Annotated in this window: 24 protein-coding genes; 14 read left to right on the top strand and 10 right to left on the bottom strand. The window is 59.7% G+C overall.

What is annotated here, in order from left to right:
* Nucleotides 1–101 precede the first annotated feature (101 nt).
* From pmbA to KGA98_RS03940, 6 genes are all read left to right on the top strand, one after another.
* Nucleotides 102–1,448 (top strand): metalloprotease PmbA, encoded by a 1,347-nt coding sequence (gene pmbA, locus KGA98_RS03965; protein ID WP_057716426.1) that lies wholly within the window; start codon nt 102–104, stop codon nt 1,446–1,448.
* 247 nt (nt 1,449–1,695) lie between these two features.
* A complete protein-coding gene (locus KGA98_RS03960) occupies nt 1,696–2,091 on the top strand; it encodes a FagA protein (RefSeq protein ID WP_090453084.1) in 396 nt (131 codons plus the stop codon).
* A complete protein-coding gene (locus KGA98_RS03955; RefSeq protein WP_223501372.1) occupies nt 2,084–3,460 on the top strand; it encodes a class II fumarate hydratase in 1,377 nt (458 codons plus the stop codon). Before KGA98_RS03960 ends, KGA98_RS03955 begins: the two co-directional genes overlap by 8 nt.
* A 27-nt stretch (nt 3,461–3,487) precedes the next feature.
* Entirely contained in the window at nt 3,488–3,916 is a 429-nt protein-coding gene (locus KGA98_RS03950; protein ID WP_090453088.1) for a hypothetical protein, read from the top strand.
* Between the two features lie 2 nt (nt 3,917–3,918).
* A complete protein-coding gene (locus KGA98_RS03945; protein ID WP_218494923.1) occupies nt 3,919–4,530 on the top strand; it encodes a superoxide dismutase in 612 nt (203 codons plus the stop codon).
* A 31-nt stretch (nt 4,531–4,561) separates the two neighbouring features.
* Complete coding sequence (locus KGA98_RS03940) at nt 4,562–5,455, top strand: ZIP family metal transporter (RefSeq protein WP_057716421.1); 894 nt, start codon at nt 4,562–4,564, stop codon at nt 5,453–5,455.
* 28 nt (nt 5,456–5,483) lie between these two features.
* Here KGA98_RS03940 and KGA98_RS03935 read toward each other — a convergent pair whose 3' ends face one another.
* From KGA98_RS03935 to KGA98_RS03890, 10 genes are all read right to left on the bottom strand, one after another.
* The gene (locus KGA98_RS03935; RefSeq protein ID WP_057716420.1) at nt 5,484–5,756 is read right to left on the bottom strand and encodes an HPr family phosphocarrier protein; all 273 of its coding nucleotides are present in this window, start codon (nt 5,754–5,756) and stop codon (nt 5,484–5,486) included.
* A gap of 15 nt (nt 5,757–5,771) precedes the next feature.
* The gene (gene rapZ, locus KGA98_RS03930) at nt 5,772–6,629 is read right to left on the bottom strand and encodes an RNase adapter RapZ (RefSeq protein ID WP_102669082.1); all 858 of its coding nucleotides are present in this window, start codon (nt 6,627–6,629) and stop codon (nt 5,772–5,774) included.
* 2 nt (nt 6,630–6,631) lie between these two features.
* Nucleotides 6,632–7,096, bottom strand: a complete 465-nt coding sequence (ptsN, locus tag KGA98_RS03925) for a PTS IIA-like nitrogen regulatory protein PtsN (RefSeq protein WP_008046148.1) — start codon at nt 7,094–7,096, stop codon at nt 6,632–6,634.
* A gap of 12 nt (nt 7,097–7,108) precedes the next feature.
* Nucleotides 7,109–7,417: a ribosome hibernation-promoting factor, HPF/YfiA family gene (gene hpf, locus KGA98_RS03920; RefSeq protein WP_007941242.1), complete on the bottom strand. Its 309-nt coding sequence runs from the start codon at nt 7,415–7,417 to the stop codon at nt 7,109–7,111.
* Between the two features lie 74 nt (nt 7,418–7,491).
* Nucleotides 7,492–8,985 (bottom strand): RNA polymerase factor sigma-54, encoded by a 1,494-nt coding sequence (locus KGA98_RS03915; protein WP_015093497.1) that lies wholly within the window; start codon nt 8,983–8,985, stop codon nt 7,492–7,494.
* Between the two features lie 246 nt (nt 8,986–9,231).
* The gene (lptB, locus tag KGA98_RS03910; RefSeq protein WP_008054366.1) at nt 9,232–9,957 is read right to left on the bottom strand and encodes an LPS export ABC transporter ATP-binding protein; all 726 of its coding nucleotides are present in this window, start codon (nt 9,955–9,957) and stop codon (nt 9,232–9,234) included.
* A complete protein-coding gene (gene lptA / locus KGA98_RS03905) occupies nt 9,957–10,505 on the bottom strand; it encodes a lipopolysaccharide transport periplasmic protein LptA (protein WP_057716418.1) in 549 nt (182 codons plus the stop codon). Before lptA ends, lptB begins: the two co-directional genes overlap by 1 nt.
* On the bottom strand, nt 10,492–11,064 hold the full coding sequence (gene lptC / locus KGA98_RS03900) for an LPS export ABC transporter periplasmic protein LptC (protein WP_154910433.1): 573 nt from the start codon (nt 11,062–11,064) through the stop codon (nt 10,492–10,494). Before lptC ends, lptA begins: the two co-directional genes overlap by 14 nt.
* Before the next feature lie 7 nt (nt 11,065–11,071).
* Complete coding sequence (locus tag KGA98_RS03895; RefSeq protein WP_008018712.1) at nt 11,072–11,596, bottom strand: KdsC family phosphatase; 525 nt, start codon at nt 11,594–11,596, stop codon at nt 11,072–11,074.
* The gene (locus KGA98_RS03890; protein WP_223501368.1) at nt 11,596–12,570 is read right to left on the bottom strand and encodes a KpsF/GutQ family sugar-phosphate isomerase; all 975 of its coding nucleotides are present in this window, start codon (nt 12,568–12,570) and stop codon (nt 11,596–11,598) included. Before KGA98_RS03890 ends, KGA98_RS03895 begins: the two co-directional genes overlap by 1 nt.
* Before the next feature lie 275 nt (nt 12,571–12,845).
* On the opposite strand from KGA98_RS03890, the gene KGA98_RS03885 reads away from it, so the two are divergent.
* From KGA98_RS03885 to hisG, 8 genes are all read left to right on the top strand, one after another.
* Nucleotides 12,846–13,655 (top strand): ATP-binding cassette domain-containing protein, encoded by an 810-nt coding sequence (locus tag KGA98_RS03885; protein WP_007986707.1) that lies wholly within the window; start codon nt 12,846–12,848, stop codon nt 13,653–13,655.
* On the top strand, nt 13,655–14,452 hold the full coding sequence (mlaE, locus tag KGA98_RS03880; RefSeq protein ID WP_057716415.1) for a lipid asymmetry maintenance ABC transporter permease subunit MlaE: 798 nt from the start codon (nt 13,655–13,657) through the stop codon (nt 14,450–14,452). Before KGA98_RS03885 ends, mlaE begins: the two co-directional genes overlap by 1 nt.
* Complete coding sequence (gene mlaD / locus KGA98_RS03875) at nt 14,452–14,919, top strand: outer membrane lipid asymmetry maintenance protein MlaD (protein WP_007970271.1); 468 nt, start codon at nt 14,452–14,454, stop codon at nt 14,917–14,919. Before mlaE ends, mlaD begins: the two co-directional genes overlap by 1 nt.
* An 11-nt stretch (nt 14,920–14,930) precedes the next feature.
* Entirely contained in the window at nt 14,931–15,584 is a 654-nt protein-coding gene (locus KGA98_RS03870) for a phospholipid-binding protein MlaC (RefSeq protein ID WP_150812804.1), read from the top strand.
* Nucleotides 15,581–15,886 (top strand): lipid asymmetry maintenance protein MlaB, encoded by a 306-nt coding sequence (locus tag KGA98_RS03865; RefSeq protein ID WP_057716413.1) that lies wholly within the window; start codon nt 15,581–15,583, stop codon nt 15,884–15,886. Before KGA98_RS03870 ends, KGA98_RS03865 begins: the two co-directional genes overlap by 4 nt.
* Before the next feature lie 114 nt (nt 15,887–16,000).
* Entirely contained in the window at nt 16,001–16,240 is a 240-nt protein-coding gene (locus tag KGA98_RS03860; protein WP_020796650.1) for a BolA family protein, read from the top strand.
* A 22-nt stretch (nt 16,241–16,262) separates the two neighbouring features.
* Nucleotides 16,263–17,528 (top strand): UDP-N-acetylglucosamine 1-carboxyvinyltransferase, encoded by a 1,266-nt coding sequence (murA, locus tag KGA98_RS03855; protein WP_056728381.1) that lies wholly within the window; start codon nt 16,263–16,265, stop codon nt 17,526–17,528.
* A gap of 125 nt (nt 17,529–17,653) precedes the next feature.
* Nucleotides 17,654–18,289, top strand: a complete 636-nt coding sequence (gene hisG, locus KGA98_RS03850) for an ATP phosphoribosyltransferase (protein ID WP_008018703.1) — start codon at nt 17,654–17,656, stop codon at nt 18,287–18,289.
* The last annotated feature ends 18 nt before the right edge of the window (nt 18,290–18,307 follow it).

Here is an 18,307-nt window from a genome sequence, read left to right as displayed (position 1 = left end):
GTCCGCAAAGAAACGCCGCCATGATAACCAGTCGGGGGCCGCTTGTCCGGCCCGGTCGCTCGATGACCGTTACCGAAAGCAGAATTTGAGTGGAGAACAGCATGAGTGCAGTTGAAAGCGTCGGCCCACAAGCGTTGCCGGCACTGCAGGAACAAGTCGAGCAGATCATCGCTGAAGCCAAGCGCCAGGGGGCCAGCGCCTGTGAAGTGGCGGTGTCGCTGGAGCAGGGGTTGTCGACTTCGGTGCGCCAGCGTGAGGTCGAAACCGTTGAGTTCAACCGCGACCAGGGGTTTGGCATCACCTTGTACGTGGGGCAGCGCAAAGGCTCGGCCAGCACCTCGGCCAGCGGTCCTGATGCGATTCGCGAAACCGTCGCCGCGGCACTGGCCATCGCCAAACACACTTCGGAAGACGAAGCCTCGGGCCTTGCGGATGCCGCGCTGATGGCGCGCGATATTCCGGATTTCGACCTGTTCCACCAATGGGACATCACTCCGGAACAAGCCATCGAACAGGCCCTGGCCTGCGAAGCCGCGGCGTTTGCCGCCGACAGCCGGATCAAGAACGCCGACGGCACCACCCTCAGTACCCATCAGGGCTGCCGCGTTTATGGCAATAGCCACGGCTTTATCGGCGGGTACGCATCGACTCGGCACAGCCTGAGCTGCGTGATGATCGCCGAGGCCGATGGCCAGATGCAGCGCGATTACTGGTACGACGTGAACCGCCAGGGCAATCTGCTCGCCGACCCGGTGAGCATCGGTCAACGCGCTGCGCAACGGGCGGCGAGTCGTCTGGGCGCGCGTCCGGTGCCGACTTGCGAGGTGCCGGTGCTGTTTTCCGCAGAGTTGGCTGGGGGGCTGTTCGGCAGTTTCCTGTCGGCGATTTCCGGCGGCAGCCTGTATCGCAAGTCGTCCTTCCTTGAGGGTACCCTCGGGCAGAAGCTGTTTCCGGAGTGGCTGACCATCGACGAACGTCCGCATCTGATGCGGGCCATGGGCAGTGCAGCGTTCGACGGTGATGGTTTGGCAACCTACGCCAAACCGTTCGTCGAAAAGGGCGAGTTGGTGTCTTACATCCTCGGCACCTATTCCGGCCGCAAGCTCGGTATGCCGAGCACGGCCAACGCCGGCGGCGTGCACAACCTGTTCGTCACCCATGGCGACGAAGACCAGGCGGCGTTGCTGCGGCGCATGGGGCGTGGCTTGCTGGTGACTGAATTGATGGGGCAGGGCCTCAACATGGTGACTGGCGATTACTCCCGTGGTGCAGCGGGTTATTGGGTCGAGAACGGTGAAATCCAGTTCGCGGTCCAGGAGGTGACCATCGCCGGCAACATGCGCGACATGTTCAAGCAGATCGTTGCCGTGGGTAATGATCTGGAGCTGCGCAGCAACATTCGCACCGGCTCGGTGCTGATCGAGCGGATGACGGTGGCAGGCAGCTAAGCCTCGGCCGCTTCACCAAAAGGCGCGCCACCCATTGGGTGGCGCGCCTTTTTTTTGACTTGCACGCGACCCCTGTGGGAGCGGGCTTGCTCGCGAATGCGATGTGTCAGCCACCCTAAGCATCGACTGACACACCGCATTCGCGAGCAAGCCCGCTCCCACATTGAGTGTGTACCAGAGTCTCGAGCTTGTTTTGGTTCTCATTATCATATAATAATAAATCTCATTATCGAATGAGCCCCGGATCATGAGTTCTGCCTTGCACGAGCAGCCTTACCTCGAAAGCTGGCGCTGGATGAGTCGCCAGATCCGTTGCGCGATGAACCCCGACGAGCCTCGCCTGATCGACCACTACCTGGCCGAAGGCCGGTACCTGGCTTGTTGCACGGCCACCTCACCCTGGACCGTCGCCGAAACTTCCTTCCGATTGTTACTCGATACCGCCGCCGATGTCGCGCTGCCGTGGCATTGGCGCACTTACTGTCTTGACCAGGCCTGGCGCCCGCTGCGCGAACTGGAACGCCTCTCGTTGTGCAAATGCCGCCTCAAGCGCTGGCAGAGCTACACCTGGCAACTCGCTACCTGTGAGTTGCAGCCCTCGATTCCTCTCATAGAACTGATGCAAGGATCTCCCGATGAGTAATACCCGTATCGAACGCGACAGTATGGGCGAGCTTCAGGTCCCGGAAGACGCCCTCTACGGCGCACAGACCCAGCGTGCGGTGGATAACTTCCCGATCAGCGGCAAACCGATGCCGGTTCAGTTCATCCGCGCGTTGATCCTGGCCAAGGCAGCGGCCGCCCGCGCCAACGTTGAGCTCAAGCAGATCGGCGAAGCCCAGGGCAAAGCCATCGTCGACGCAGCCCAAGGCTTGCTCGAAGGCGATTTCATGCAGCACTTCCCGGTGGATGTGTTCCAGACCGGTTCCGGTACCAGTTCGAACATGAACGCCAACGAAGTGATCGCCACGCTGGCCAGCCGCTTGCTGGGCGAGGCGGTGAACCCCAACGATCACGTCAACTGCGGGCAGAGCAGCAACGACATCATCCCGACCACCATTCACGTCAGCGCAGCACTGGCGCTCCATGAACAACTGCTGCCGGCGCTGACACATCTGGTGCAGGTCATCGAGCGCAAGGCCGAGCAGGTTCATCATCACGTCAAAACCGGGCGTACGCACCTGATGGACGCCATGCCGGTGCGCATGAGCCAGGTGCTCAACGGTTGGGCGCAGCAGCTCAAGGCCAACATCGGCCATCTGCAGGACTTGCAGCCAAGCCTGCAATCCCTGGCTCAAGGCGGCACGGCGGTGGGCACGGGTGTCAACGCCCACCCCGAGTTCGCGGCGCGTTTCAGCCAGCAGCTAAGCAAATTGACCCGGGTTGAGTTCCAGCCAGGCAAGGACCTGTTCGCGCTGATCGGCTCCCAGGACACTGCCGTTGCCGTCTCCGGACAGCTAAAGGCCACCGCCGTATCGCTGATGAAAATCGCCAACGATCTGCGCTGGATGAACTCCGGCCCGCTGGCCGGCCTTGGCGAGATCGAACTGCAAGCCTTGCAGCCGGGTTCTTCGATCATGCCGGGCAAGGTCAACCCGGTCATTCCAGAGGCCACCGCGATGGTCGCGGCTCAGGTCATCGGCAACGACAGTGTTATCACCATCGCCGGTCAGTCGGGCAATTTCGAACTGAACGTGATGCTGCCGATCATCGCCCAGAACCTGCTGAGCAGTATCGAGTTGCTGGCCAATTCCAGTCGTCTGCTGGCAGACAAGGCCATCGCCAGCTTCAAGGTCAACGAAGGCCGGATCAAGGAAGCACTGTCACGCAACCCGATTCTGGTCACCGCGCTCAACCCGATCATCGGTTACCAGAAGGCTGCCGAGATTGCCAAGAAGGCCTATCAGCAAGGTCGGCCGGTGATTGATGTCGCGCTGGAACACAGCGACCTGACGCGCAGCCAACTGGAAGAATTGCTCAACCCGGAAAAACTCACTGCGGGCGGCGTCTAAGCCCCGTTACCGCTTTGGAGGCGCACCATGGAGCACTGGAAACGCACGATCGAAAGAGCCAATCGCTTTTTCATGCTGGGTGAACTGGTCGATGCCCGCGAGGCGTACCTGCAGGCATTGGCTCTGGCCCAGGTGCTGTTCGAGCGCTGGGCGGATGCCGACGAAGCGGTAGCGGCCTGCGTGATTTCCCATCACAACCTGGCAGACCTGCACTTGCGTCTGAATCAGCCGGAGGAGAGCGCCGAATATTTGTGTGCCATCCACCAACGGCTGCTGCAGACCATGCAGGACCCGCGGCTACCTCAAACATTGCGAGAAGCCGCGTTGCGCCAGAGCAGCAAGACCTACGTCGAGCTGCTGAATTTCATCAGTGAGCACGGCGAGTATCCGCGTACCCATCGGCTGCTGCACATCGATGCCGCTTCGCCTGCGCCTCATCATCATGGAGTCCATTGAACATGGCTTTTACCTTGCCTGCCTTGCCGTACGCCTACGACGCCCTGGAGCCGCACATCGATGCGCAAACCATGGAGATCCACTACACCAAGCATCACCAGACCTACATCAATAACCTGAACGCGGCTGTTGAAGGCACCGAGTATGCCGAGTGGCCCGTGGAGAAGCTGGTGTCCGCCGTTCAGCAACTGCCGGAAAAACTACGGACGGCGGTGATCAACCAAGGTGGCGGCCACGCCAATCATTCGTTGTTCTGGGAAGTCATGGCGCCCGACGGTGGTGGCGAGCCCGAAGGCGTGCTGGCCAAGGCCATCGATGAACAACTGGGCGGTCTCGACAGCTTCAAGGAAGCCTTTACCAAGGCCGCGTTGACCCGCTTCGGCAGCGGCTGGGCCTGGCTGAGCGTGACCCCGCAAAAGACCTTGGTAGTGGAAAGCAGCGGTAACCAGGACAGCCCGTTGATGAACGGCAATACCCCGATTCTGGGCCTCGACGTCTGGGAGCACGCCTATTACCTGCGTTATCAGAACCGTCGTCCGGAATACATCAGCGCGTTCTACCGCGTGATCAATTGGCCGCAAGTCGCTGCGCGCTATCAGGCCGCACTGGTTTAAGTCTTCCATAAAAACAATCCAAGGCTGGACTATGGGCACTGAAACACTGGCGATCGGAAATGGACGGATGTTTCGTTACGCGTTCGGATCGCTGTTACTGCTGGCGGGAATGAGCCTTTTGGTTGCCCATGGGCTGGCATGGCTCGACCTTGAGCCGAAGTTGCTGCGCGCACTGCAGGGCGGTGCGATCTGCGCCTTGGGTACCGCGCTGGGCGCGGTGCCGGTGTTGGTGATTCGGCGGATGCCGCAGAGGCTCAGCGACACTTTGCTTGGCTTTGGCGCTGGTGTGATGCTGGCTGCGACGGCATTTTCGCTGATCGTTCCGGGCATCTCTGCCGCCGAAGGGCTTGGACTGTCACCTTGGGCGTCCAGTGGGCTGATCAGCTTCGGCATTATGCTCGGCGCCTTCCTGTTGTTCCTGGTGGATCGGAAGGTCTCTGGCGCCAGCCCGGACATGCTGGTCGGCACGCTGGAACGACCGGTCATTGCTCCGCGGATCTGGCTGTTCGTATTTGCCATCATCGCCCACAACATCCCGGAAGGCATGGCGGTAGGTGTTTCGGCCGGTGGCGCAATGCCTGACGCCGACAGCCTGGCCATGGGCATTGCCTTGCAGGATGTACCGGAAGGGTTGGTCATCGCTTTGGTGCTGGCCGGGGCAGGGATGTCCCGGGGCAAGGCGTTCCTGATCGGTGCGGCGTCAGGTTTGGTAGAACCGGTGTTCGCACTGCTATGCGCGTGGCTGGTGAGCCTGGCCGAACTGCTGCTGCCTTTGGGATTGGCGCTGGCGGCGGGGGCGATGCTGCTGGTGGTGACCCACGAAGTCATTCCCGAGTCGCGCCGCAATGGTCATGACAAGCTTGCCAGCCTCGGGCTGCTGATGGGGTTTTGTTTGATGATGGTGATGGATACAGCCCTCGCTTGATTTGTGGTGAGGGGCTTTTGTGGTTGTATTACTCGCCTTCGTCGAAGAAGTTGTTGATCAACGCCACCAGAGCATCCAGCGCTTCCTGTTCCTGCTCGCCTTCTGTGCTCAAGTGGATCGTGGTGCCTTTGCCGGCGGCCAGCATCATCATCGCCATGATGCTTTTGCCATCGACCATGGACTGTGGTGTACGTCCGGCCCTGATCTGGCACGGGAACTGACCTGCTACCCCAACGAATTTTGCAGAAGCGCGAGCGTGCAGACCCAGTTTATTGATGATTTCGATTTCCAGAGCAGGCATCGCGATGTGAATCCTTTAGCTGAGGTCGCGGTGGCGGACCTGGACGTTCTTCAGGGATTGTTGCAGCGTTTGCCCCAGGCGCTCGGTCAGGTAGACGGAGCGGTGATGTCCGCCAGTGCAGCCAATGGCAATGGTGACGTAGGCGCGGTTGCTGGCGGCAAAGCGAGGCAGCCACTTTAGCAGGTATGTGGAAATGTCCTGGAACATCTCTTCGACATCCGGCTGAGCCGCCAGGTATTCGGCAACCGGTTGATCGAGCCCGGACTGTTCGCGCAACTCCGGTTTCCAGTAAGGGTTGGGCAGGCAGCGCACATCGAACACCAGGTCGGCGTCCACCGGCATGCCGCGCTTGAAGCCGAAGGATTCCACCAGGAACGCAGTCCCCGGCTCCGGCTGATTCAACAGACGCAGTTTGATGGCATCGCGCAGTTGATAGAGGTTCAGGCTGGTGGTGTTGATCTTGAGATCGGCAAGGTCGGCAATCGGCCCGAGCAGGACGCTCTCAACGTTGATGGCTTCGGCCAGCGAGCGGTTGGCGTTGGTCAGGGGGTGACGTCGGCGGGTTTCCGAGAAACGCTTGAGCAGGGTTTCTTCGTCGGCGTCCAGGTACAGCACATCGCACTGGATATGGCGGGCACGGACTTCCTCGAGCAGGTCGGGGAAGCGTGACAGGTGGCTGGGCAGGTTGCGCGCGTCAATGGAAACGGCGACCAGCGGCTGCAACATCTCGGTATGAACCAGGGCGCGTTCGGCCAGCTCCGGCAGCAGACCGGCTGGCAGGTTGTCGATGCAGTAGTAGCCGCTGTCCTCAAGAACGTCGAGGGCGGTACTTTTACCTGAGCCGGAACGGCCACTGACGATGATCAAGCGCATGATTACTGACCGTTTTGCTCGTCAAGGACAACCTGATACAGGGCTTCGTTGCTTGCAGCACTACGCAGCTTTTCGCGAACTTCCTTGCGGTCGAGCATGCTGGCGATCTGTCGCAGCAGCTCAAGGTGCGCATCGGTGGCGGCTTCCGGGACCAACAGCACGAACAGCAGGTCAACCGGCGCGCCGTCGATGGCGTCGAAATCGATAGGGGCGTCCAGGTGCATCAATGCACTGATGGGCGAAACACAGCCCTTGAGACGGCAATGTGGAATAGCGATGCCATTGCCAAACCCGGTGGAGCCGAGTTTTTCACGGGCGATCAGCGCCTCGAAGACATCTTGCATCTCCAGGGCCGGCACTTCGCGGGCGATAAGATTGGCAATTTGTTCGAGGGCTTTCTTTTTACTGCCTCCCGGCACGTTCACCAGGGAACGGCCGGGGGTCAGGATACTTTCAAGTCGGATCATGGGTTGGGAGTGTTAACGACCGGTTGCGCCCTGGAGGAGGCTCTGGGTCTTTTCCTTATGCTTTTTGAGTTGTTTATCCAGCTTGTCGGTGAGTGCGTCGATCGCGGCATACATATCGGTATGTTCCGCGTTGGCGACCACTTCATTCCCGGGAATATGCAGCGTGGCTTCGATTTTCTGCTTCAGTTTTTCGACGGTCATCGTGACCTGCACATTAGTGATCTTGTCGAAATGTCGCTCCAATCGTTCGAGTTTTTCGCCGATGTAGGTGCGAAGAGGTTCGGTCACTTCCAGTTGGTGTCCACTGATGTTGACTTGCATACAGCTTCTCCTTCGTTGCCAGTGCATAAAGCGGCAGATCAGATGATCTACCACTGGAACGCTGTGGCGTGGCCCTACATCAACCGCTTGCGTTCGCTCGAAGGCGCGATCCCGAGGGATTCGCGGTACTTGGCGACGGTGCGGCGAGCCACCTGAATGCCTTGTGCCTCCAGTAAACCAGCGATCTTGCTGTCACTCAACGGCTTTTTCTGATTTTCCGCTGCAACCAGTTTTTTGATGATCGCCCGGATCGCCGTGGACGAGCATTCGCCGCCTTCGGAGGTGCTTACGTGACTGGAAAAAAAGTACTTCAGTTCATAAATGCCCCGGGGGGTGTGCATGAACTTCTGGGTGGTCACCCGTGAAATCGTCGACTCATGCATGCCGACCGCTTCGGCGATGTCATGCAGGACCAGCGGCTTCATGGCTTCGTCGCCGTACTCCAGAAAGCCGCGCTGATGCTCGACGATCTGGGTGGCAACCTTCATCAGGGTTTCATTGCGGCTTTGCAGGCTCTTGATGAACCAGCGGGCCTCCTGCAACTGATTGCGCATGAAGGTATTGTCGGCGCTGGTGTCGGCGCGGCGCACGAAACCGGCGTACTGGGCATTGACCCGCAGCCGTGGCACCGACTCCTGATTGAGCTCCACCAGCCAGCGCTCGTTGTCCTTGCGTACGATGACGTCAGGAACGACGTACTCGGCTTCGGTGGACTCGATCTGCGAGCCCGGGCGCGGGTTGAGGCTCTGGACCAGCTCGATGACCTGGCGCAGCTCATCTTCCTTGAGCTTCATGCGACGCATCAACTGGCTGTAGTCGCGGCTGCCAAGCAGGTCGATGTAATCGGTGACCAGGCGCTTGGCCTCGGCCAGCCAAGGGGTCTTGGCAGGCAGCTGGCGCAATTGCAGCAGCAGGCATTCGCCCAGGTTGCGGGCGCCGATGCCGGCGGGCTCGAATTGCTGGATGCGGTGCAGGACGGCTTCGATTTCGTCCAGTTCGATGTCCAGTTCCGGGTCGAACGCTTCGAGGATTTCCTCGAGGGTTTCGTCCAGGTAGCCCTGATTGTTGATGCAGTCGATCAGGGTCACGGCGATCAGGCGATCGGTGTCGGACATCGGGGCCAGGTTCAATTGCCACAGCAAGTGGCTCTGCAGGCTTTCGCCGGCCGAGGTGCGGGTGGTGAAGTCCCACTCGTCATCATCATTGCTGGGCAGGCTGCTGGCGCTGGTCTGGTAAACGTCTTCCCACGCGGTGTCGACGGGGAGTTCGTTGGGGATACGCTCGTTCCAGTCACCCTCATCGAGGTTATCAACCGTCGGGGCGCTTTCCTGGTAGGAGGGCTCCTGGATGTCGGTGTTGGGCTTTTGTTCGGCGTTGTCGGCCAGGGGGTCGGAATTGTCGAAGTCGTCGCCTTCTTCCTGGCGTTCGAGCATCGGATTGGACTCCAGGGCCTCCTGGATTTCCTGTTGCAGGTCCAGGGTCGACAATTGGAGCAGGCGGATGGCCTGTTGCAGCTGCGGTGTCATCGTCAGCTGCTGGCCCATTCTCAAGACTAGCGATGGTTTCATGGCAGGGGCTTAACACCTTATTCGCCGGCGCACATGCGCCATCCACTACAGGGCGCCGGGGCGCCAAACTTAAGCAAATTATATGCCTGAAACTAAAGGGTTTGCCTAGAGCGCTGTAACAATAAAAAACTATAAAGCGGTGTTGCTGCGCTGCCCTTGTCGAGGGCTGACCACGCTTGTCGGCACGCAGGCGCTGGTGAGTGGCTGGTCAGGTGCCCGGGCAACTGCCTGGGCACGGCTCAGCGCTTACAGGCGGAACTCATGGCCCAGATACACTTCCTTGACCAGGTCGTTGGCCAGGATGGTCTCTGCGTCGCCTTCGGCAATCAGTTGGCCGTCATTGACGATATAGGCGGTTTCACAGATATCCAGGGTTTCACGAACGTTGTGGTCCGTGATCAGCACGCCAATGCCCTTGGCCTTGAGGTGGTGAATGATCTGCTTGATGTCGCCGACCGAAATCGGGTCCACGCCGGCGAAGGGCTCGTCGAGGAGGATGAATTTCGGGTTGGTGGCCAGGGCGCGGGCGATTTCCACGCGACGGCGCTCACCACCGGACAGGCTCATGCCCAGGTTGTCGCGGATGTGGCTGATGTGGAATTCCTGCAGCAGGCTTTCCAGCTCCTTGCGACGACCGGCCTTGTCGAGTTCCTTGCGGGTCTCGAGGATGGCCATGATGTTGTCGGCCACCGACAGTTTGCGGAAGATCGATGCTTCCTGCGGCAAGTAGCCGATACCGGCCTTTGCGCGGCCGTGCATCGGTTGGTGGCTGACGTCCAGGTCATCGATCAGGACACGGCCCTGATCGGCTTGCACCAGGCCGACGATCATGTAGAAGCAGGTGGTCTTGCCGGCGCCGTTCGGGCCAAGCAGGCCGACGATCTGGCCGCTGTCGATGGACAGGCTGACGTCACGCACGACCTGGCGGCTCTTGTAGCTCTTGGCCAGATGCTGAGCTTTCAGAGTTGCCATTACTGGGCCTTTTTCTCGTCGGTTTTCTTCTTCGGCTGGATCACCATGTCGATACGCGGACGCGCCTCGGTGACTTTGCTGCCTGTGGCGCGACCGGCGCTGGCGAGTTTCTTGTCCGTGTCGTAGACAATTTTCTCACCTTGGGTGACGTTGTTGTCCTTGTCGACAACTTTGGCCTTGTCGATCAGTACGACGCGATTTTGCGAAGCGTGATACTGGATCGTCACGCCCCAACCCTGGACAGGCTTGGTGTCGCCAGCCGTTTGCAATTGCTCGAAGTACGCCAGGTTGCCCACCGAGGTCACTACGTCAATGTCGCCAGCCGGGGTGCGGGTGATGGTAACGGTGTTGCCTGTCACCTTCATCGAGCCTTGGGTGATGATCACGTCACCTTTATAGGTGGCAATACCTTGCTTGTCGTCCAGTTGGGCATCGTCGGCCTGAATACGGATAGGCTGCTGTTGGTCTTCCGGCAGAGCCCAGGCGCTCACGCTTCCCAGTGCTGCGCCCAGACTGAGCAAAATCGGGAGGGTTTTAACGAGCCTCATACTGTCCTCTTACGTTCGATAGCAGGTGTATCCTGCTTTCTTTCAAATACGCTTTCATTCCCTTGCCAGTCGATACACCGCCAGCGCCGTCGATTCTAACGTCTTGCTCGGTCTGCGCATATTGCTGCTGCGGGAACACGGTCATGCGGGTGCTGGTGATCAGGGTTCTACGGTTTTTCTCGTCGAAGCGCGTGATGCGCACGTCATCGATCAGTTCGACCTGTGTGCCATCAGGGTTGACCTCGCCGCGCAGGCTCTGGACGTGCCACGGGAATTCAGTGCCGCGGAAAACATTCAGGTCGGGGTTGGTCAGCAATGTCACCTCGGTCGCTTTCACGTGCTCGACCTTGTCGGACACCAGATCATATTGCAGCTTGCCGTCGGGCAGGTACTGCACGCTGTGGGCGTTGATGGCGTAATAGTCGATCGCGCTTTCATCGACCGGCATTACCGGCTTGTCGAGGAAGCGTTCCGGGCTGATGTTCCAGTAGCCAACCGCAGCGAATATCGCCGCGATGCAACTGAACATCAGGGTGTTGCGAAATTTTTTGCTCAGCATAGTGGGCTCACAGGTACGCCGCATTGGCCGCGTCGAGGCGGTCCTGGGCGCGCAGGATCAATTCGCAGAATTCGCGAGCGGCACCTTCGCCGCCACGGGCGAGGGTGATGCCGTGGGCGTGTTCACGTACGAAGCTGGCGGCATTGGCCACCGCCATGCCCAGGCCGACGCGGCGAATCACCGGCAGGTCCGGCAGGTCGTCGCCGAGGTAGGCCACCTGTTCATAGCTCAGGTTGAGTTGGGCCAGCAGTTCGTCGAGTACCACCAGTTTATCCTCGCGACCCTGATAGAGGTGCGGGATACCGAGGTTTTTGGCCCGCCGCTCGACCACCGGGGTCTTGCGGCCACTGATGATGGCGGTCTGCACGCCGGCGGCCATCAGCATCTTGATGCCCTGGCCGTCGAGGGTGTTGAACGTCTTGAACTCGCTGCCGTCTTCGAGGAAGTACAGGCGCCCATCGGTCAGCACGCCATCGACATCGAACACTGCCAGCTTGATCTGTTTGCCGCGTTGCAGCAGGTCCGCACTCATCACATTACTCCTGCACGCAGCAAGTCGTGCATGTTCAAGGCGCCGACCGGGCGGTCTTCTCTGTCGACTACGACCAGCGCGTTGATTTTATGGTCTTCCATGATTTTCAGCGCTTCGGCGGCGAGCATCTCGGCGCGGGCAGTCTTGCCGTGTGCTGTCATGACCTGGTCGATGGTAGCGCTGTGGATGTCGATGCTACGGTCCAGCGTGCGACGCAAGTCACCGTCAGTAAAGATCCCGGCCAGCTTTCCGTCGGCCTCCAGGATCACGGTCATGCCCAGGCCTTTGCGGGTCATTTCCATTAGCGCGTCCTTCAGCAGGGTGCCGCGCTGTACTTGCGGTAACTCTTGCCCGGCGTGCATGACATTTTCCACTTTCAGCAGCAGGCGTCGGCCCAGGGCGCCGCCGGGATGGGAAAAGGCGAAGTCTTCGGCGGTAAAGCCACGGGCTTCCAGCAGCGCGACTGCCAAGGCATCGCCCATGACCAGGGCGGCGGTGGTCGACGAGGTGGGGGCGAGGTTCAACGGACAGGCTTCGTGCTCGACGTGAACGTTCAGGTTGACCTCGGCGGCCTTGGCTAGCGGCGAGTCAGGCTTGCCGGTCACGCTGATCAACTGAATGCCCAGGCGCTTGATCAGAGGCAGCAGGGTCACGATTTCATTGGTGGAGCCGGAATTCGAGAGCGCCAGAATGATGTCGTCGCGGGTAATCATGCCCATGTCACCGTGGCTGGCTTCAGCCGGGTGCACAAAAAACGCCGTGGTGCCGGTGCTGGCCAAGGTCGCGGCAATCTTGTTGCCAATGTGTCCCGACTTGCCCATGCCGACCACGACCACGCGGCCTTTGCTGGCCAGAATCATCTCGCAAGCGCGTACGAAATCTGCGTCGATATGGGGTAGCAGGCCTTGCACGGCTTCTACCTCGAGGCGGATGGTGCGTTGTGCAGATTGAATCAGGTCGCTGGATTGGCTCATGTCAGAAATCGTATAGCCTGATGAAAAGGCGGCGATTATAACGGTTATGATCGAATCCCTCACGCTAGTTCGTCGCGCATTGCCATCCTTGTTGCCGGAAACCTTCTAAACGGGGCCTTCAACCTGTCATGCAGTTGAACATGACCTGGCTTTGGCCTTGGGCGCGCAGCCGTTGCAGTGATATAGTTCGCCGCCAGTTCGGCCTGCCCGGGAGGTATGTGCTTTTGTCAGAAAGCCAGGCGTCCGAGTGAGAGGCTGCATCGCAAGGAGTTTAGATGAGTGCCGATAACGCCTACGCGGTCGAGCTGAAGGGACTGTCCTTCAAGCGCGGTGCGCGCAGCATTTTCAATAATGTCGATATCCGTATCCCGCGCGGCAAGGTCACCGGCATCATGGGGCCTTCCGGGTGTGGCAAGACCACGCTCTTGCGTCTGATGGGCGCCCAGTTGCGGCCCACCAAGGGCGAAGTCTGGGTCAACGGTCAGAACCTGCCAAAACTGTCGCGCAGCGACCTGTTCGACGCGCGCAAGCATATGGGCGTGCTGTTTCAGAGCGGCGCACTGTTTACCGACCTCGATGTCTTCGAGAACGTCGCTTTTCCGTTGCGTGTTCATACCCAACTGCCGGATGAAATGATCCGCGACATTGTCCTGCTCAAATTGCAGGCCGTGGGCTTGCGCGGTGCCATCGAGCTGATGCCCGACGAGCTTTCCGGCGGCATGAAGCGCCGTGTTGCACTGGCCCGGGCGATTGCGCTCGACCCGCAGATCCTCATGTACGACGAGCCCTTTGTCGGCCAGGACCCCATCGCAATGGGCGTTCTGGTGCGCCTCATCCGGTTGCTCAACGATGCGCTGGGCATCACCAGCATCGTGGTATCCCACGACCTGGCCGAGACCGCGAGCATTGCCGATTACATTTACGTGGTGGGCGATGGTCAGGTGTTGGGGCAGGGGACGCCGGACGAGTTGATGAATTCGGATGAACCGCGCATTCGTCAGTTCATGACCGGCGAACCCGATGGCCCGGTTCCGTACCACTTTCCAGCGACGGATTACCGCGCAGATCTTCTGGGGAAGCGCTGATGCGCAGAATTTCATTGATGGAGCGCGTTCGCCGCTTCGGCCAGGCCGGCATCGATGTGCTGGCGGTGTTCGGGCGTTCGAGCCTGTTCCTTTTCCATGCCTTGCTCGGCCGGGGCGGTATCGGTGGCGGCTTCGGGCTGCTGGTCAAGCAGTTGCATTCGGTGGGCGTGATGTCCCTGGTGATCATCGTGGTCTCCGGGGTGTTCATCGGCATGGTGCTGGCGCTGCAGGGCTTCAACATTCTTTCCAGCTATGGTTCAGAGCAGGCTGTCGGGCAGATGGTGGCGCTGACGCTGCTGCGTGAACTGGGGCCGGTGGTGACCGCCTTGCTGTTCGCCGGGCGCGCAGGTTCGGCGTTGACCGCCGAAATCGGCAACATGAAGTCCACCGAGCAGTTGTCCAGCCTGGAAATGATCGGGGTCGACCCGCTCAAGTACATCATCGCGCCACGCCTGTGGGCCGGTTTCATTTCCCTGCCGGTGCTGGCGATGATTTTCAGCGTGGTGGGTATCTGGGGCGGCTCGTGGGTAGCGGTCGACTGGCTGGGGGTCTATGAGGGCTCCTACTGGTCGAACATGCAGAACAGCGTGACGTTCGCCGACGATGTGCTCAACGGGATCATCAAAAGTATCGTCTTTGCCTTTGTCGTGACCTGGATCGCCGTATTCCAAGGCTATGACTGCGAACCCACTTCCGAGGGGATCAGTCGTGCCACTACCAAGACCGTTGTATATGCCTCGTTGGCAGTACTCGGCCTGGACTTTATTCTGACCGCCTTGATGTTTGGAGATTTCTGATGCAAAACCGCACCCTGGAAATCGGTGTCGGCCTTTTCTTGCTGGCTGGCATCCTGGCTTTGCTCTTGTTGGCGTTGCGGGTCAGTGGCCTGTCCCCGACTCCGAGCACCGACACGTATAAACTTTACGCCTACTTCGACAATATCGCCGGTTTGACGGTCAGAGCAAAGGTGACCATGGCCGGTGTGACCATCGGCAAGGTCACGGCCATCGATCTGGATCGCGACAGTTTCACCGGTCGGGTGACCATGCAGCTGGAAAAACGCATCGATAATCTGCCGGCGGACTCCACTGCATCTATCCTGACTGCTGGCCTGTTGGGCGAGAAGTACATCGGTATCAGCGTGGGCGGGGAAGACACCCTGCTCAAGGATGGTGGAACCATCCATGACACGCAGTCATCGCTGGTGCTCGAAGACCTGATCGGTAAATTCCTGCTCAATACCGTTAGCAAAGAAGCTAAATGAGGAACTGTTAAATGATCTCTATCTTGCGACGTGGCCTGTTGGTAATGCTCGCGGTGTTTCCGTTGGTGTCCCACGCCGTAGCGGCGACTTCGGCGCACGATCTGGTGCAGGACACAACCAACCGTATGCTCGCGGACCTGGCGGCAAACAAAGAGAAGTACAAGCAGGATCCGCAAGACTTTTATGCGGCGCTGAACACCATCGTCGGGCCGGTCGTGGATGCCGAGGGTATTTCCAAGAGCATCATGACGGTCAAGTACTCGCGTAAAGCTACGCCTGCGCAGATGAAGACCTTCGAAGAAAACTTCAAGAAGGGTCTGTTCCAGTTCTATGGCAATGCCTTGCTGGAGTACAACAACCAGGGCATCACCGTTGAACCGGCCAAAGACGAGTCGGGCGACCGTACCAGTGTAGGCATGACTGTCAAAGGCAGCAGCGGCTCGATCTATCCAGTGTCCTACACGCTGGAAAAGATCAACGGCGAGTGGAAACTGCGCAACGTCATCATCAATGGCATCAATATCGGCAAGCTGTTCCGCGATCAGTTCGCCGATGCGATGCAGCGCAATGGCAACGACCTGGACAAGACCATCAATAGTTGGGCCGGGGAAGTCGCCAAGGCCAAGGAAGCCACCGACAAGAAACCAGAGCAGTCAGCCCAATGAGTGAGTCGGCAGTCCAGATGGACGAAGCGGGCGAGCTGCGACTCAGTGGCGTGCTGGATTACCGCACCGGCCCTGGCCTGCGCGAGCAGGGCAAGGCGCTGATCAAGGCCAGCAACGCTGCAGCGCTGGTGGTCGATTGCTCGGCGGTAACCAAGTCCAGCAGTGTCGGTTTGTCGTTGCTGCTGTGCTTTATCCGTGATGCGCAGGAGGCCGGCAAGGCCCTGAGCATCCGTGGGATGCCGGAAGACATGCGTGAAATCGCTCAGGTCAGCGAGCTGACCGAGCTGTTGGCGCGTCCCTAACCCGCATCTATGAAGAAGCCCCCCGTCTGAGTCCTGCTTGGCGGGGTTCGCAGGCGCGGGGCTTTTTTGTATGATGTCCGACCCGCGCGCACAGGGCGCCGATTGAGGTTGAGCATGCAGGCCAACGAAGTTAAGAGCTTTCTTGAAGGAAAGCTGCCCGGAACGAAAGTAGAAGTCGAGGGCGAAGGCTGCAATTTCCAGCTGAACGTGATTAGCGATGAACTGGCGGCGTTGAGCCCGGTCAAGCGTCAGCAGCAGGTCTATGCCCATTTGAACCCATGGATCACCGATGGCAGCATCCATGCGGTCACTATGAAATTTTTCAGCAGCGCGGCCTGGGCCGAGCGCACCTGAGCCCAAGGGCGTCGAGATTCTTATGGATAAATTGATTATTACTGGCGGTGCTCGTCTTGACGGCGAGATCCGCATCTCCGGGGCAAAGAACTCTGCCCTGCCGATCCTGGCGGCTACCCTGCTGTGCGATGGCCCGGTGACTGTGGCCAACCTGCCGCACCTGCACGACATCACCACCATGATCGAGCTGTTCGGGCGCATGGGTATCGAACCTGTGATCGACGAGAAGCTGGCCGTCGAAATCGACCCGCGTACCATCAAGACCCTGGTCGCACCTTACGAACTGGTTAAAACCATGCGTGCGTCGATTCTGGTGCTCGGTCCGATGGTTGCTCGTTTCGGTGAAGCCGAAGTCGCCTTGCCTGGCGGTTGCGCCATCGGTTCGCGTCCGGTTGACCTGCACATCCGTGGCCTGGAAGCCATGGGCGCCGTCATCGACGTCGAAGGCGGCTACATCAAGGCCAAGGCGCCTGAAGGCGGCCTGCGCGGTGCGCACTTCTTCTTCGATACCGTCAGTGTGACCGGTACCGAAAACATCATGATGGCCGCAGCCTTGGCCAAGGGCCGTAGCGTCCTGCAAAACGCCGCTCGCGAGCCTGAAGTGGTCGACCTGGCGAACTTCCTGAACGCCATGGGCGCCAAGGTTTCCGGCGCCGGTACCGATACCATCACCATCGATGGCGTCGAGCGTCTGCACACCACCACTTATAAGGTAATGCCTGACCGCATCGAAACCGGCACCTATCTGGTGGCGGCGGCGGTGACCGGTGGTCGTGTGAAGGTCAAGGATACGGATCCGACCATCCTCGAAGCCGTTCTGGAAAAACTCCGTGAGTCCGGTGCCGAAATCACCTGTGGCGAAGACTGGATCGAGCTGAACATGCACGGTAAGCGTCCGAAAGCCGTCAACGTGCGGACCGCTCCGTACCCGGCGTTCCCGACCGACATGCAGGCGCAGTTCATCTCCCTCAACGCCATTGCCGAAGGCACCGGCGCTGTGATCGAGACGATCTTCGAAAACCGCTTCATGCACGTCTACGAGCTGCACCGCATGGGCGCCAAGATCCAGGTCGAAGGCAACACCGCCATCGTCACCGGCACCGAAAAGCTCAAGGGCGCGCCAGTGATGGCGACCGACCTGCGTGCTTCGGCCAGCCTGGTGATCTCGGCCCTGATCGCCGAAGGCGACACGCTGATCGACCGCATCTACCACATAGACCGTGGCTACGAGTGCATCGAAGAAAAACTGCAGATGCTGGGCGCCAAGATCCGTCGCGTTCCGGGCTAGTCCCTGCTGTATGGGCATAAGGACATGCCCGTTGATTTGTTGAAGTCGAGCCGTTTTCGGCTCGATGTGTGTCCGGCGCCATTTGCGACCGGGCATGAGTACCTTGATAAGGACTGACGTTTCCCATGTTGACCATCGCACTGTCCAAGGGCCGCATCCTTGACGACACCCTGCCGCTTCTGGCTGAAGCGGGCATCGTGCCGACCGAGAATCCGGACAAGAGCCGCAAGCTGATCATTCCCACGACCCAGGAAGATGTACGCCTGCTGATCGTGCGTGCCACCGATGTGCCGACTTACGTCGAGCATGGTGCCGCCGACCTCGGTGTCGCCGGTAAAGATGTGCTGATGGAGTACGGCGGCCAGGGCCTGTACGAGCCGCTGGACCTGCAAATTGCCCAGTGCAAGCTGATGACCGCCGGCAAGGTCGGCGCGGTCGAGCCCAAGGGCCGCCTGCGTATCGCCACCAAGTTCGTCAACGTTGCCAAGCGCTACTACGCCGAACAGGGCCGTCAGGTCGACATCATCAAGCTCTACGGTTCGATGGAGCTGGCGCCGCTGATCGGCCTGGCGGACAAGATCATCGACGTGGTCGACACTGGTAACACGCTGCGGGCCAACGGTCTGGAGCCACAGGATTTCATTGCTGCCATCAGCTCCCGGCTGATCGTCAACAAAGCTTCGATGAAGATGCAGCACGCCCGTATCCAGGCGTTGATCGACACCCTGCGCAAGGCAGTGGAGTCTCGACACCGCGGCTGATTCACCTGCGCGACGTTA

Origin of the sequence: Pseudomonas sp. BF-R-24, from assembly GCF_019947335.1 — a bacterium.
In the GTDB taxonomy this organism is placed as follows: Bacteria; Pseudomonadota; Gammaproteobacteria; order Pseudomonadales; family Pseudomonadaceae; genus Aquipseudomonas; species Aquipseudomonas jessenii.
The sequence above is the reverse complement of the archived record's forward strand: the minus strand, read 5'-3'. Positions and strand labels throughout refer to the sequence as shown.